This window comes from Corynebacterium sp. AOP40-9SA-29 (assembly GCF_052377405.1).
GTDB lineage: Bacteria > Actinomycetota > Actinomycetes > Mycobacteriales > Mycobacteriaceae > Corynebacterium.
The window spans coordinates 180,121-193,309 of sequence record NZ_JBQSWR010000006.1 but is presented as its reverse complement, the minus strand read 5'-3'; the positions used below and the strand labels follow the sequence as shown (position 1 = coordinate 193,309).

At 67.6% G+C, this 13,189-nt stretch carries 10 protein-coding genes; 5 read left to right on the top strand and 5 right to left on the bottom strand.

Annotation, left to right across the window (positions count from 1 at the left end; genetic code table 11):
* Nucleotides 1-10 precede the first annotated feature (10 nt).
* Nucleotides 11-703, top strand: coding sequence for an NADPH-dependent F420 reductase (locus tag ACT3SZ_RS11955; protein ID WP_444618897.1), 693 nt, complete (start codon nt 11-13; stop codon nt 701-703).
* On the opposite strand, the gene ACT3SZ_RS11950 is transcribed toward ACT3SZ_RS11955, so the two are convergent.
* From ACT3SZ_RS11950 to ACT3SZ_RS11935, 4 genes are all read right to left on the bottom strand, one after another.
* The gene (locus ACT3SZ_RS11950; protein WP_444618895.1) at nt 700-1,119 is read right to left on the bottom strand and encodes a hypothetical protein; all 420 of its coding nucleotides are present in this window, start codon (nt 1,117-1,119) and stop codon (nt 700-702) included. The genes ACT3SZ_RS11955 and ACT3SZ_RS11950 overlap by 4 nt on opposite strands.
* A 308-nt stretch (nt 1,120-1,427) precedes the next feature.
* Nucleotides 1,428-2,441: a ketol-acid reductoisomerase gene (ilvC, locus tag ACT3SZ_RS11945; RefSeq protein ID WP_444618893.1), complete on the bottom strand. Its 1,014-nt coding sequence runs from the start codon at nt 2,439-2,441 to the stop codon at nt 1,428-1,430.
* A 153-nt stretch (nt 2,442-2,594) separates the two neighbouring features.
* Nucleotides 2,595-3,101, bottom strand: a complete 507-nt coding sequence (ilvN, locus tag ACT3SZ_RS11940; RefSeq protein WP_301443547.1) for an acetolactate synthase small subunit — start codon at nt 3,099-3,101, stop codon at nt 2,595-2,597.
* Nucleotides 3,101-4,978 carry an acetolactate synthase large subunit gene (locus ACT3SZ_RS11935; protein WP_444618891.1) on the bottom strand — a complete coding sequence of 626 codons (1,878 nt, stop codon included), beginning with the start codon at nt 4,976-4,978 and terminating at the stop codon, nt 3,101-3,103. The genes ilvN and ACT3SZ_RS11935 overlap by 1 nt, the downstream gene beginning before the upstream one ends.
* A 369-nt stretch (nt 4,979-5,347) precedes the next feature.
* On the opposite strand from ACT3SZ_RS11935, the gene ACT3SZ_RS11930 reads away from it, so the two are divergent.
* From ACT3SZ_RS11930 to ilvD, 3 genes are all read left to right on the top strand, one after another.
* On the top strand, nt 5,348-7,111 hold the full coding sequence (locus tag ACT3SZ_RS11930) for a mechanosensitive ion channel family protein (RefSeq protein WP_444618889.1): 1,764 nt from the start codon (nt 5,348-5,350) through the stop codon (nt 7,109-7,111).
* Nucleotides 7,112-7,233: 122 nt separating this feature from the next.
* Entirely contained in the window at nt 7,234-7,866 is a 633-nt protein-coding gene (locus ACT3SZ_RS11925; RefSeq protein ID WP_444618887.1) for a PH domain-containing protein, read from the top strand.
* A 216-nt stretch (nt 7,867-8,082) separates the two neighbouring features.
* Nucleotides 8,083-9,930, top strand: coding sequence for a dihydroxy-acid dehydratase (gene ilvD / locus ACT3SZ_RS11920; RefSeq protein WP_444618885.1), 1,848 nt, complete (start codon nt 8,083-8,085; stop codon nt 9,928-9,930).
* Between the two features lie 10 nt (nt 9,931-9,940).
* Here ilvD and ACT3SZ_RS11915 read toward each other — a convergent pair whose 3' ends face one another.
* Nucleotides 9,941-10,681 (bottom strand): SDR family oxidoreductase, encoded by a 741-nt coding sequence (locus ACT3SZ_RS11915; RefSeq protein ID WP_444618883.1) that lies wholly within the window; start codon nt 10,679-10,681, stop codon nt 9,941-9,943.
* 31 nt (nt 10,682-10,712) lie between these two features.
* Here ACT3SZ_RS11915 and ACT3SZ_RS11910 point away from each other — a divergent pair, with 31 nt between their 5' ends.
* Complete coding sequence (locus ACT3SZ_RS11910; RefSeq protein WP_444618881.1) at nt 10,713-13,121, top strand: ATP-binding cassette domain-containing protein; 2,409 nt, start codon at nt 10,713-10,715, stop codon at nt 13,119-13,121.
* Nucleotides 13,122-13,189: the final 68 nt, after the last annotated feature.

Here is a 13,189-nt window from a genome sequence, read left to right as displayed (position 1 = left end):
CTGAAGACATATGAGCACAGTGGGATTCATCGGCGCGGGACTGATCGGGGCCACTGTCGCCCGGCTCTCCGTCCTCGCCGGTCACGACGTGGTCCTGAGCAATTCCCGGGACCCGAAGACCCTCCTCCCCCTCGCCGCGGCGCTGGGCCCCAACGCCCGGGTCGACACCCCCGAGGGCGCGGCCACGGCCGCCGACATCGTCGTCGTCACCATCCCCCTCGGCGCGCTGACCGACGTTCCGGTGGCACCACTGGCGGGCAAGACCGTGATCGACACGTCCAACTACTACTGGCAGCGTGACGGCCACATCGACGTATTGGACGCCCGGGAGATCACCACCTCCCAGATCCTGCAGGACCACCTGCCGGACTCCCACGTGGTGAAGGGCTTCAACAACATCAACTTCGCCCACCTCGGCGAGCTCGCCCGCCCGGCCGGCGACGCCGCCCGCACCTCCCTGGTGATCGCCGGTGACGACGACGCCGCCAAGCAGGACGCCGCGTCCTTCCTCGACTCCCTGGGGTACGGCACCCTCGATGCCGGCGTTCTGGCCGAGGGCTGGCGCTTCGACAACGGCGAGCCTGCCTACGGCAAGCCGTACATCTCGCCGGACGCCACGCCGACGTCGCTCTACGACATGGGGCCGGGCAAGGCCGCCACCGACGAGGAACTGCGCGAGGCGCTGGCCGCCGCAGAGCGCTAAACCAGCTCGAGCTTCATATCCTGCATCGTGAAACGGTGCACGTCCGTATCCAGGCCCTTCTCAATGCCCCACTTCTTCGGGGTGAGTGCCTGGTAGACGTGTCCGACGAGACTGTCGTCGTGTACTTCGTTCTCGGCGATCGCATCCCCCACGAAATCCGCGTCCTTTAGAGCGGCCAGCAGATAAACATCGTCACCTTCGCGAATAAGGATGAGCACCCCCGGCACGTCCCCGCCCCTCTTGGCCGCGAGGAGCATCGAGCGAACCTCCTTCATGGAGGCCCCCCACTCGCAGACCACCACGGGCGTCCCGACTGGCGTATGGGAGCGTCGTAGGCGCTCCTGAACATCAGACCGGGCGAGGAAGCGCAGAGCCAGCCTGCCGCTCATCTTGCGCTCAGTAGTCACGTCGCCCATCGCTCTCCCACCTCCCGTAGTTCACTTGCCAGCCATCCACCATCTGATCATAGCGAGAGTCCTAGATTTCATCTATGGCCTCCCAAGATGTCTCCGGCCACTGGGGACGGCGGGCCGACCGATCCTGGAGGTGTCACGGGTGATGCGGCACTCAAACGCGCCGATGGCGCTGGCTATCGACATTCACGTTCTCGACCGAAACGGGGTCGAGACTGCGGAATGCGATATCCAGCGCCATCGGGTGCGGGATGAGTGCGGGATCGCGGCACCTCGAAGAGGTGCCGGATACCGGTTCTTACCAGTTCAGACTACGCGGTGGCGTCGAGCGGGTTCTTGACCCAGCTCATGAGATCGCGCAGCTTGGTGCCGGTGGTCTCGATCGGGTGCTTGGCGTAATCGGCGCGCAGACCCTCGAGCTCCTTGTTGCCGCCCTCGACGTTGGCGATGAGGCGCTTGGTGAAGGTGCCGTCCTGGATGTCGGACAGGATGTCCTTCATGCGGTCCTTGGTGCCGGCGTCGATGACGCGAGGGCCGGAGAGGTAGCCGCCGAACTCAGCGGTGTCGGACACCGAGTAGTTCATGTTGGCGATGCCGCCCTCGAACATCAGGTCCACGATGAGCTTGAGCTCGTGCAGGCACTCGAAGTAGGCCATCTCCGGCTCGTAGCCGGCCTCGGTGAGGACCTCGAAACCGGTCTTGACCAGTTCCTCGGTGCCACCGCACAGCACGGCCTGCTCACCGAAGAGGTCGGTGACGGTCTCGGCCTCGAAGGTGGTCGGGATGACGCCGGCGCGCGCACCACCGATGGCGGCGGCGTAGGACAGGGCCAGGTCGCGACCCTCGCCCTTGGGGTCCTGCTCCACGGCGATGAGGCACGGCACACCCTTGCCGTCGACGAACTGGCGGCGCACCAGGTGGCCCGGGCCCTTGGGGGCAGCCATGGCGATGGTGATGTTGTCGGCCGGCTTGATCAGCTCGAAGTGGATGTTCAGCCCGTGGCCGAAGAACACGGCGTTGCCGTCCTCCAGGTTCGGGGCGATGTCCTCAGTGTAGACGGTGGCCTGGGTGGTGTCGGGGACCAGAACCATGACCACGTCGGCCCAGGCAGCGGCCTCGGCGTTGGACAGGACCTTGAAGCCCGCCTCCTCAGCCTTCGCGGCGGACTTGGAGCCCTCGCGCAGACCGATGACGACCTCGACGCCGGAGTCGCGCAGGTTCTGGGCGTGGGCGTGGCCCTGTGACCCGTAGCCGAGCACGGCAACCTTGCGGCCCTGGATGATCGACAGGTCGGCGTCGTCGTCGTAGAAAACGTCAATTGCCATGAGGTGAAGCCTTTCGTGGGAAAACGGGTGTGGATCGGTTCATAGAACCGGGTACTGCGTTCTGTGCCGCTATCGTACCAGTAAGGATTATCAGAGTGTGAGACTGGGTATCCCACCCCGTGAATGGCCACGGGGAGGGATTGGAGGGGCCGATCAGAGCTTGGCGGGGTACATCGCCTTCTGGCCGCGACTCACCGCGGTCACGCTGGACTCCACCAGCTCGCGGATACCGAAGGGCTCCAGGACCTCCAGCATCGCCTTGAGCTTCGTGGGCGTACCGGTGGCCTCGATGACCAGCGACTCCGGTCCAACGTCAACCACGTGGGCGCGGAAGAGCTTGGCGGATTCCACGACCTGCGTGCGGTTGGAGTTGTCGGCGGAGACTTTCACCAGCATCAGCCCACGGCACACGATGGAGTCCGGCTCGTGCCGGCTGACCTTGATCACCGGGATCAGCTTGTTGAGCTGCTTGGTGATCTGCTCGATCACGTGGTCTTCGCCCTCGACCTGGATGGTGAACCGGTTAACTCCGGCCACCTCCGTCTGGCCCGAGGCGATGGAGATGATGCTGAAGGCACGACGGGTGAACATGCCGGTGATACGCGACGCGATTCCGTCGACGTCCTCACACAGGACGCTCAGAGTGTGGACTTGAGACATTAGTTCTCCTCGCCTTCCTCGATGATCTTACGGATGTCGTCGGGATCCTCCGCCGCCGACTGCTCCTGCTCGAACAGCGGGCGCAGGTCGCGAACGTACTGGACCTCGTCATTGGAGGCCCCGGCCGAGATCATGGGCCACACCTGGGCGTCCTCGCCGACGATGAAGTCGATGACCACGGGACGGTCGTTGATCTCCCGCGCCTTGGCGATCGTGGCGGCCACGCCCTCCGGGCCGTCCTTCTCGGTCACACGGAAAGCCGCGCAGCCCATGGACTCGGCGAGTCCCACGAAGTCCGGGAGGTAGTTCTCGCCCGGCTTGAGGTTGGTGTGCGAGTAGTGGCCGTCGAAGAACAGGGTCTGCCACTGGCGGACCATGCCGAGGTTGCCGTTGTTGATCAGGGCGATCTTGACCGGCAGCCCCTCGACCGCGCAGGTCACGAGCTCCTGGTTGGTCATCTGGAAGCAGCCGTCGCCGTCGACGGCCCAGACCTCGGTGTCCGGGGCGGCGGCCTTGGCGCCCATCGCCGCGGGCACGGCGTAGCCCATCGTGCCCAGCCCACCGGAGTTCAGCCAGGTGCGCGGCTTCTCGAAGCGCAGGAACTGCGCGGCCCACATCTGGTGCTGGCCGACGCCGGCGACGTAGACGGCGTCGGGGCCCGCGGCCTGGGTGAGCTCCTGCAGGACGAACTGCGGGGCGAGCTTGCCGTCGGCCGGCTCCTCGAATCCCGGGGGGAAGTCGGTCTTCAGACCGTCGAGGTAGGTCGTCCAGCGCGAGGTGTCCTGGCGTCCTTCACGTCCCTCACGCTCTTCCACTGCACGACGCAGGGCGAGGAGCACCTCGCGGGCGTCGCCCACGATCGGCACGTTGACCTCGCGGATCTTGCCGATCTCCGCCGGGTCGATGTCGGCGTGGATGATCTTGGCACCGGGAGCGAAGGAGTCAACGTCGCCGGTAACCCGGTCGTCGAAGCGCGCACCGAGTGCCAGGATCAGGTCGGACTTCTGCAGGGCAGCAACGGCCGGCACCGTGCCATGCATGCCGGGCATGCCGAGGAACTGCGGGTGGGACTCGGGGAACACACCCAGCGCCATCAGCGTGGTGGTCACCGGCAGGCCGGTGGACTCGGCGAAGGCGAGCAGCTCCTTGTGGGCATTGGCCTTCAGGACGCCGCCGCCGGCGTAGATGACGGGACGCTTGGCCTCGGCGATGAGGCGGGCGGCCTCATCGATCTGGCGCGAGTGCGGCGTCGTGACCGGGTGGTAGCCGGGCAGGCGGTAGGTCGGCGGCCAGCTGAAGTCGAGCTCGGCGTTCTGCACGTCCTTCGGGATATCGACGAGCACCGCGCCCGGACGTCCGGTGACAGCCACGTGGAAAGCCTCGGCGATTGCCGCGGGGATGTCCTCGGGGCGGGTGACCATGAAGCTGTGCTTGGTGATCGGCATCGTGATGCCGCGGATGTCGGCCTCCTGGAAGCCGTCGGTGCCCAGCAGGTGGCTGCCGACCTGACCGGTGATCGCCACGATCGGCACGGAGTCCATGTTGGCGTCCGCCAGCGGGGTGACCAGGTTCGTCGCACCGGGACCGGAGGTGGCGATGCACACGCCGACCCCTCCGGAGACCTGCGCGTAGCCGGTGGCGGCGTGACCTGCGCCCTGCTCGTGGCGGACGAGGATGTGATTGAGCTTCTCGGAACCGTAGAGAGCCTCGTAGAGCGGGAGCACCGCACCACCGGGGAGGCCGAAGACTACGTCAGTACCCAGTTCCTCGAGGGAGCGGACTACCGCCTGGGCCCCGTTGATGCGCTCGGGCTTACGGCTGCGTCCTGAGGCAGCGACTGTCGCAGGACTGGGGTGTGGGCGTGAGGTGTCATTCACCGTCCGTGCACTCCTTTGGGTGGTCATGTGTTGTGGATATCCGACGATCGAGGTCTCGTGGGGTGTGGTTTCCGCCGTAGAACCGACTGTGCCCCCGCTACCCGTGGTTCGGGGCGGGGGCGCCAGATTGTTCCGCGAAGTGACCGCAGGGGCTCTAGCGCCCGGCGGATACAAGAATCAGGAACGTCGTCATAACTCACGACCATAGCGGAGCACCACCCCCCCGGTCAATGGATTTCGGGAAATATTCCCACCCGCTGATACCCCCCGTCTCACTGCGTGAACGTCGTCCGTGGTCCGCGCGGGGACGCGGTTTCGCGTATCGAATCATCCAGCGAATCCCCAGAAACACCGTCTATGGTGAGTCTCATGTTCGACGTCAAGTACCTCTTGTTCTCCCTCTGGGAATGGATCATTCAGCACGGGCTTCCACTGTCCGCCCTGTTGATCGCGGCAATCCTCATCCCCCGGGTCGGTCGCCAGGTCGTCCGTATCCTCACCGACCGTCTTGAGAGCGGCCAGGAGGAGACGAAGTCGAAGCTCGCCCTCGTCGGCGCCCTGGTCTACATGCTCGAGATCGTCGCCTACTTCGTCCTTGTGCTCCTCGCACTGACGAACCTCGGTGTACCCGCCATGGGTGCGGCTATCCCCGCGACCGTGGTCTCCGCTGCCATTGGTTTCGGCTCGCAGAACATCATCGGTGACTTCCTCACCGGGTTCTTCATCATCTCCGAGCGCCACTACGGTGTCGGCGACGTGGTGACCTTCGACGACACCTCCGGGCAGATCACCGGCACGGTCGTGAAGCTGACCCTGCGTTCCACGCAGATCCGCACCGTCGCCGGCGAGCTCGTCACCGTGCCCAATAGCAAGGCGAGCGTGACGATCAACTACTCGCAGCGTTGGTCGCGTGCCGTGGTCGACCTCGACATCCCGATGGTCGACGAGGAGTCCATGGCGGACCTGCTCACCAAGGTGGAGACCGCCGCGGCTAAGGCCGTGGAGTCCGCCGGGGTGGACGCAAGCATCCTCGGTGAGATTGAGGTCCAGCCGGCCCGCAGCATCACCCCGCCCGCCGCCGCCGGCCAGCCCTGGTCGGTGGGCATGCGCGTGGGCGTGGATACCGGCCCCGCCGACCAGTGGCTCGTGGAGCGCGCGATCCGCGCGAACCTCGTCAACACCTTCTGGGATCGCTATCAGTCGCGCGGTGACGTGCTCGGAGCAGCAGGGGCCACGCAGCTTCCTTCACCCGACACCACCCAGGCGCCGTCGAAGCACGCGGCGAAGGAGACGTCCGAAGACACCTCCGAGGACGATACGTCCCGCGTCGTCGCGGCCGCAGCGTCCGGCTCCGACCACATGTCCTTGGACGACGGTGCCGACGGCACCGATAACGCCGCCGCGGACGCCGACAAGGTCGCGGACGCGCAGGACGCAGCGTCCGACGCGTCCGATGCCGACACCGTGGCGCAGCCGGATCCGGACGACCCGGCAACCCAGGTGCTGCCCTCCCCCGCTTCGGCGGAGGACGGGAAGGACGGCGCCGAGGACGACAAGTCCGACCTCGCCGACCTCGTCGATGGCCCCTATGAGTCGAAGACCAAGAACCTGCTGAGCTTCGGCGGACGGTTCCGCCCCTCGACCTCGGGCCTGTTCATCGCCCTGGTGATCGTGGGGATGCTGGCGCTGTTCTCCAGCAACCCGGACGACGGCAACCCCGGCATCCTCTCGCCGGACCGCTACCGCAACGCCAGCACCGAGGTGGAGTCCACCGAGACCAGCGTGTCGGACACCCCGACCGAGACCGCGGAGAACACCGACAACGAGACCACCGACGATACGGAGCCCTCCGACACCGAGGAGTCCGACAACTCCGGCGAGGTCACCGACACCGAAGAGTCCGACGGGTCCGGCGACAGCTCGACCAACAGCGGCAACTCCTCCGGCACCGGGAACTCCGGCAACTCGAACAACTCCGGTTCCGGCACCTCGGGCACGGATGGCACAGAGGGCACCGGCACCACGGACGGCACCACCGAGTCTGACGGCTCCACGCAGAACCAGGGTCAGAGCCAGAACCAGGGCACGACCCAGCAGGACGGCACCTCCGGCGACGAGACCACCACGCCCTAGCGTCCTTCCCTGCACCACTGCACCACTGCACCACTGCACCACCTCCACACCACCGCATCGCCCGGACCACACGGTCCGGGCGATGTGTGTGTGAACCACCGGTGCTGATTAAATAGACAACCATGAGTTCCGCGGAGTCGCCCACCATGCCGTACAAGGTCCGCACGGATCAGGCCCACCTGATCGCCGGTTTCCTCATGGTGGCCATGTCGATCGTCGGCGTGGCCTACGCCCCGAGTGTTCTCTTCTGGCTCCCGCTCCTCCCCCTCCTGTTCATCGTCGGCGTGCTGCGCACCCGCACGGAGTTCACCGACGGCGGCATCACAGCCCGCTACCTCCTTCGCCCAACAAAGTCATTGGCGTGGGACGACTTCGAAGCGTTACGATTCACCCGTGGAGGCAAGGCCCTTGCGGTAAGCAAGGACGAGACGACATTCCCGCTCCCCGGAGTGAGCTTCAATTCGCTGGTGACCCTGGCGGAAGTGACCGGGGGCAGGATCCCGGACCCGGTGACCCCGAGTCTCTCCGCGATCGACGAGAAGGTACGAGTCGTCGAACGCGACAGCGGTCTGGCCGTCCTCATGGACGAGGACGAGTACAGCGAGTACGAGGCCGCGCAACGGGCCCGGCACATGGCCCGCGAGGAACTCGAACGCCGCCGCGCCGCTGCCGGTGAGCAGAACGCAGACCAGAACGCCGAGCAGGACGGCACACAGGACGCAAAGCCGGACGCCAAGCCGGACGCTGCGAACTGACCGCCCGCGCCGCGCGGCGCGCTGCGTCCGATAGCGGCGGGTAGAGTAATCGAGTCGACAGCTGACTACTGTCCCTCAGGCTCCTGCCGCGACTCCGCACCTATAAATCAACGCACGAACCCCCACGCACAAACCCCCAAGCACAAACCCCCACCGACACAACTGCCCACGGGCCGGGCAGCCGCACGAGGCCCCACGAGAGGACGCTTTCCCACCATGAACGAGATCTCCTACCGGTCATCAGTGACCACCCAGGGACGCAACGCCGCCGGCGCACGCTCCCTCTGGCGAGCCACGGGCATGAAGGACAGTGACTTCGACAAGCCGATCATCGCGATCGCGAACTCCTACACCCAGTTCGTCCCCGGGCACGTCCACCTGAAGAACGTCGGTGACATCGTTGCCGAGGCCGTCGCCGAGGCCGGCGGCGTGGCCCGTGAGTTCAACACCATCGCCGTGGACGACGGCATCGCCATGGGGCACTCCGGCATGCTGTACTCGCTGCCGAGCCGCGAGATCATCTCGGACTCCGTGGAGTACATGGTCAACGCCCACCAGGCCGACGCCATCGTGTGCATCTCCAACTGCGACAAGATCACCCCCGGCATGCTCAACGCCGCGATGCGCCTGAACATCCCGGTGGTCTTCGTCTCCGGCGGGCCGATGGAGGCCGGCAAGGCTGTGGTCGTCGACGGTGTGGCCCACGCGCCCACCGACCTGATCACCTCGATCTCGGCGTCCGCCAGCGAGCAGGTCTCCCGCCAGGGCCTGATGACCGTGGAGCAGGCCGCCTGCCCGACCTGCGGTTCCTGCTCCGGCATGTTCACCGCCAACTCGATGAACTGCCTCACCGAGGCCCTCGGCCTGTCCCTGCCCGGCAACGGCTCCACCCTGGCGACCCACTCCGCGCGCCGCGAGCTGTTCAGCGAGGCCGGACGCACCATCGTGAACCTGTGCAAGCGCTACTACGGCGAGGGCGACACCTCCGTGCTCCCGCGCAACATCGCCACCAAGGAGGCCTTCCAGAACTCCATGGCCCTGGACATGGCCATGGGCGGGTCCACCAACACGGTGCTGCACATCCTCGCCGCCGCCCAGGAGGGTGGCATCGACTTCGACCTGCAGGACATCGACGACCTGTCGCGCAACGTCCCCTGCCTGTCGAAGGTCGCGCCGAACTCCGACTACCACATGGAGGACGTCCACCGCGCCGGCGGAATCCCCCGCATCCTCGGCGAGCTGTGGCGTGGCGGCAAGCTCAACGAGGGCGTGCACACCGTGCACTCCCCCAGTCTCGCCGAGTGGCTCGAGGACTGGGACGTCAGTGCGGCCTCGCCGCGCCAGGAGGCGATCGACCTCTACCACGCCGCGCCCGGCGGTGTGCGCACCACCGAGCCCTTCTCCACGGACAATGTGTGGGACGACCTCGACGTGGACGCCGAGAACGGTTGCATCCACGACGTGGAGCACGCCTTCACCGCCGACGGCGGGCTGGTCATCCTGCGCGGCAACCTCTCGCCCGACGGCGCGGTCATCAAGGCCGCCGGCATCGACGAGTCCCTGTGGCACTTCTCCGGACCTGCCCTGGTCGTGGAATCGCAGGAGGAGGCCGTGGACGTGATCCTCAAGAAGAAGGTCACCGCCGGCGACGTGGTCGTCGTGCGCTACGAGGGCCCGTCCGGCGGGCCGGGCATGCAGGAGATGCTGCACCCCACCGCCTTCCTCAAGGGCTCCGGACTGGGCAAGAAGTGCGCCCTGATCACCGACGGGCGTTTCTCCGGCGGATCCTCGGGTATCTCGGTCGGCCACATCTCCCCGGAGGCCGCCGACGGTGGACTGATCGGGCTCGTCGAGAACGGTGACACCGTGACCATCGACGTCCACAACCGTCAGCTCACCCTCGACGTGCCGGACGAGGAGATCGCGCGTCGCCGTGCGGCGATGGACGCCTCGCAGAAGCCCTGGTCCCCGGCGACCCGTCAGCGCAAGGTCACCAAGGCGCTGCGTGCCTACGCCAAGATGGCCACCAGCGCCGACAAGGGCGCGGTGCGCGAGGTCGACTAGACCCTGCCGCTCACAACGTGCCCGGGTACGCCCCGCCGTCGATGAGCATATTCTGCCCGGTGATGTAGCCGGCCTGCGCCGAACACAGGAAGGCGCAGGTCGCGCCGAACTCTGCCGGGTCGCCGAAGCGTCCTGCCGGGATGCCGTCGGTGGACGGCGACGAACCGGTGCGCGCCAACCGCGCGGTCGCGAAGCGTCCCGGCAGCAGGTTGTTGATCGTCACGTTCGCCGCGGCCAACTGGGGTTGGCGTGCCACCCCGGCCACGAAGCCGGTCAGCCCGCCGCGCGCCCCATTGGACAGGCCCAGCGTGGCGATCGGAGCCTTCACCGCCGCAGAGGTGATATTGACCACTCGCCCGAAACCGCGGGCGGCCATGTCGTCCACCGTGGCCTTGATCAACTCCACCGGGGTGAGCATATTCTGCTTCAATGCGGCGAGCCAAGCGTCCTCGTCCCAGTCGCGGAAATCGCCGGGCGGCGGCCCGCCGGCGTTGGTGACCAGGATGTCGACCTGCGGGGCGGCATCCAGCAGGGTCTCGCGGATGCCGGATTCGCTGATGTCCCCGACGACCTCTCGTACCTCTACCCCGTGAGCGCGCAGGCGCTCGGCGGCCTCGGCGAGCGGCCCGGCGCGTCGGGCATTGACGACGAGGTTCACCCCCTCGGACGCCAAAGCGTCGGCGCACCCGAGGCCGAGCCCCTGACTGGAGGCGCCGACCACGGCCCATCTGCCTGCTATCCCAAAGTCCATTCCCCCACGCTACCGCCTAGAATGGACGGCCATGGTCGACCCGAGTTCAACTGTCCGTGTCCACGATGCCCACCTGCGCAACCTGCGCCACGTCTCCGTGGAGTTCCCGCGGGGCAAGCTGGTGGCAGTGACTGGGGTGTCGGGGTCGGGGAAGTCATCATTGGCGTTCGGCACGGTGCACGGCGAGGCGCAGCGCCGCTACCTGGAGTCGGTCGCGCCCTTCGCCCGCCGGCTGATCGCCGGGGCGGTGGACCCGAAGGTCGGACGCATCGACGGGTTGCCGCCGACGGTCGCACTGGAGCAGTCGCGCTCCGGCGGTGGGGCGCGTTCCACGGTGGGGACGTTCTCCACGGTGTCGAACTCGGTGCGTCTGCTGTTCTCCCGCTCGGGCACCTACCCGGAGGAGCTCCGCGAGCGGGTGGGCCGGTTGGACTCGGACCGCTTCTCCCCCAACACCGCCTCGGGCATGTGCCCCACGTGCCAGGGCACCGGGACGGTGCACGCGCCGACGGAGGCGTCGATGGTGCCGGATGCCTCGGTGTCGATCGACGACGGTGCGATCGCCGCCTGGCCCGGCGCGTGGCTGGGCAAGAACTTCCACGACATCCTGGTCACCCTCGGCTACCGCACGGACGTGCCGTGGTCGCAGCTGTCTCGCGAGGACCGGGACTGGATCCTGTTCACCCCGGACAAGCCGGTGGTCACGGTGCACCCGGTGCGCGGCGCCCACCAGATCCAGCGCACCTACGACGGGACGTGGCGCTCGGTGGCAACCTACCTGCGTGAGACGCTGGCCTCGACGTCGTCGGACGCCACGCGTCGTCGCGTCCTGTCCTTCATGGACCATTCGGTGTGTCCGGAGTGCGGTGGGCGCCGGCTCACCGCGGACGCGCTGTCGGTGACGTACCTGGGGCTGACCATCGACGAGCTGAACGCCGTGCCGTTGGAGGAACTCGCTGGTCTCTTCGCCGGGGTCACATCCCCGTCGGAGGCCGAGCGGTTGCTGCTGGAGCAGGTGACCCCGACGGTGCGCGCGGCGGTGGAGCTGGGACTGGGCCACCTGAGCCTGGACCGTGCCGCCTCGACGCTATCGGCCGGGGAACTGCAGCGCCTGCGCCTGGCCTCGCAGCTGCACTCGGGCCTGTTCGGCGTGGTCTACGTGCTGGACGAACCCTCCGCCGGGCTGCACCCGACCGAGCGGGTGGCGGTGCGTGAGCTGATGACCCGCTTCCTGGAGGCGGGCAACAGTGTGGTGCTCGTGGAACACGACATGTCCCTGGTCGCCGGGGCGGACTGGGTGGTGGACGTCGGCCCGGGTGCCGGGGAGAACGGCGGCGAGGTGCTGTGGTCCGGGCCGGTCGGTGGTGAAGACGGTGGTGAAGACGGCCTGGCCGGGCAGGACACCCCCACCGGCCGCGCGCTCGCCGCCGCAGCCCCCACGCTCACCGGGGGACGCCACCCGGCGCGCGCAGCGTCCTCCCGCCTGCCGGTGCGCAGCACCGAGCGCACCTTGGACATCGACACCTCCCTCGGGTTGGGCCAGTTCACCGCGGTGACCGGGGTGTCCGGATCAGGGAAGTCGACGCTGCTGTCGGGCGTATTGCCGCAGGTCTTGGACGATGCCGGGGTGCGCACCGTGCACATCACCCAGCAGCCCATCGGCCGCACCACGCGCTCCTGCCTGGCGACCTACACCGGCCTGTTCGACCACGTGCGCAAACTCTTCGCCGGCACCGACGGGGCGCGCGAGCGCGGGTGGACGGTCTCCCGGTTCTCCTACAACGTCACCCAGGGACGCTGCCCGACGTGCAACGGCGAAGGCGCGATCGAGGTGGAACTGGTGTTCCTGCCCGGCAGTTACACCACCTGCCCGGACTGCCACGGTGCCCGCTACAACGACGAGACACTGCAGGTCACCTGGCACGGCTATACCGTCGCCGGGATCCTGGATCTGACGGTGAAGGACGCCCTGGACGTCTTCGCCGACGAGCCGGCGGTGCTCACCGCACTGCAGGCGTTGGACGCCGTGGGCCTGTCCTACCTGCGCCTGGGCCAGGGCGCCCCGGAGCTCTCCGGTGGGGAGGCCCAGCGCATCAAACTGGCCACCGAACTACAGCGCAGCCGCCGGGCCCGCCGCGGCACTCCTACGGTGCACCTGTTGGACGAGCCAACCACCGGCCTGCACCCGGCGGACGTGGACCTGCTGGTCACCGAACTCAACCGACTGGTCGACGCCGGTGACACCGTGGTCGTGGTGGAGCACGACCTGCGTGTGGTCGCCCAGGCCGACCGGGTGGTGGATCTTGGCCCCGGTGCCGGTGTGGAGGGCGGACGCATCGTTGCCGACGGCACCCCGGCCGAGGTCGCCAACGCTGGTACCGCCACCGGCCAGGCGCTGCGTGCGGTGGCAGGTGCCGGCGCGGTGGCGCAGGACGGGTAGCGCGCGCCTCCCCTCCCTATAACCCCACTCAGATGTCGGTCTCCCGGATCCGGACCAACATCTGCGAG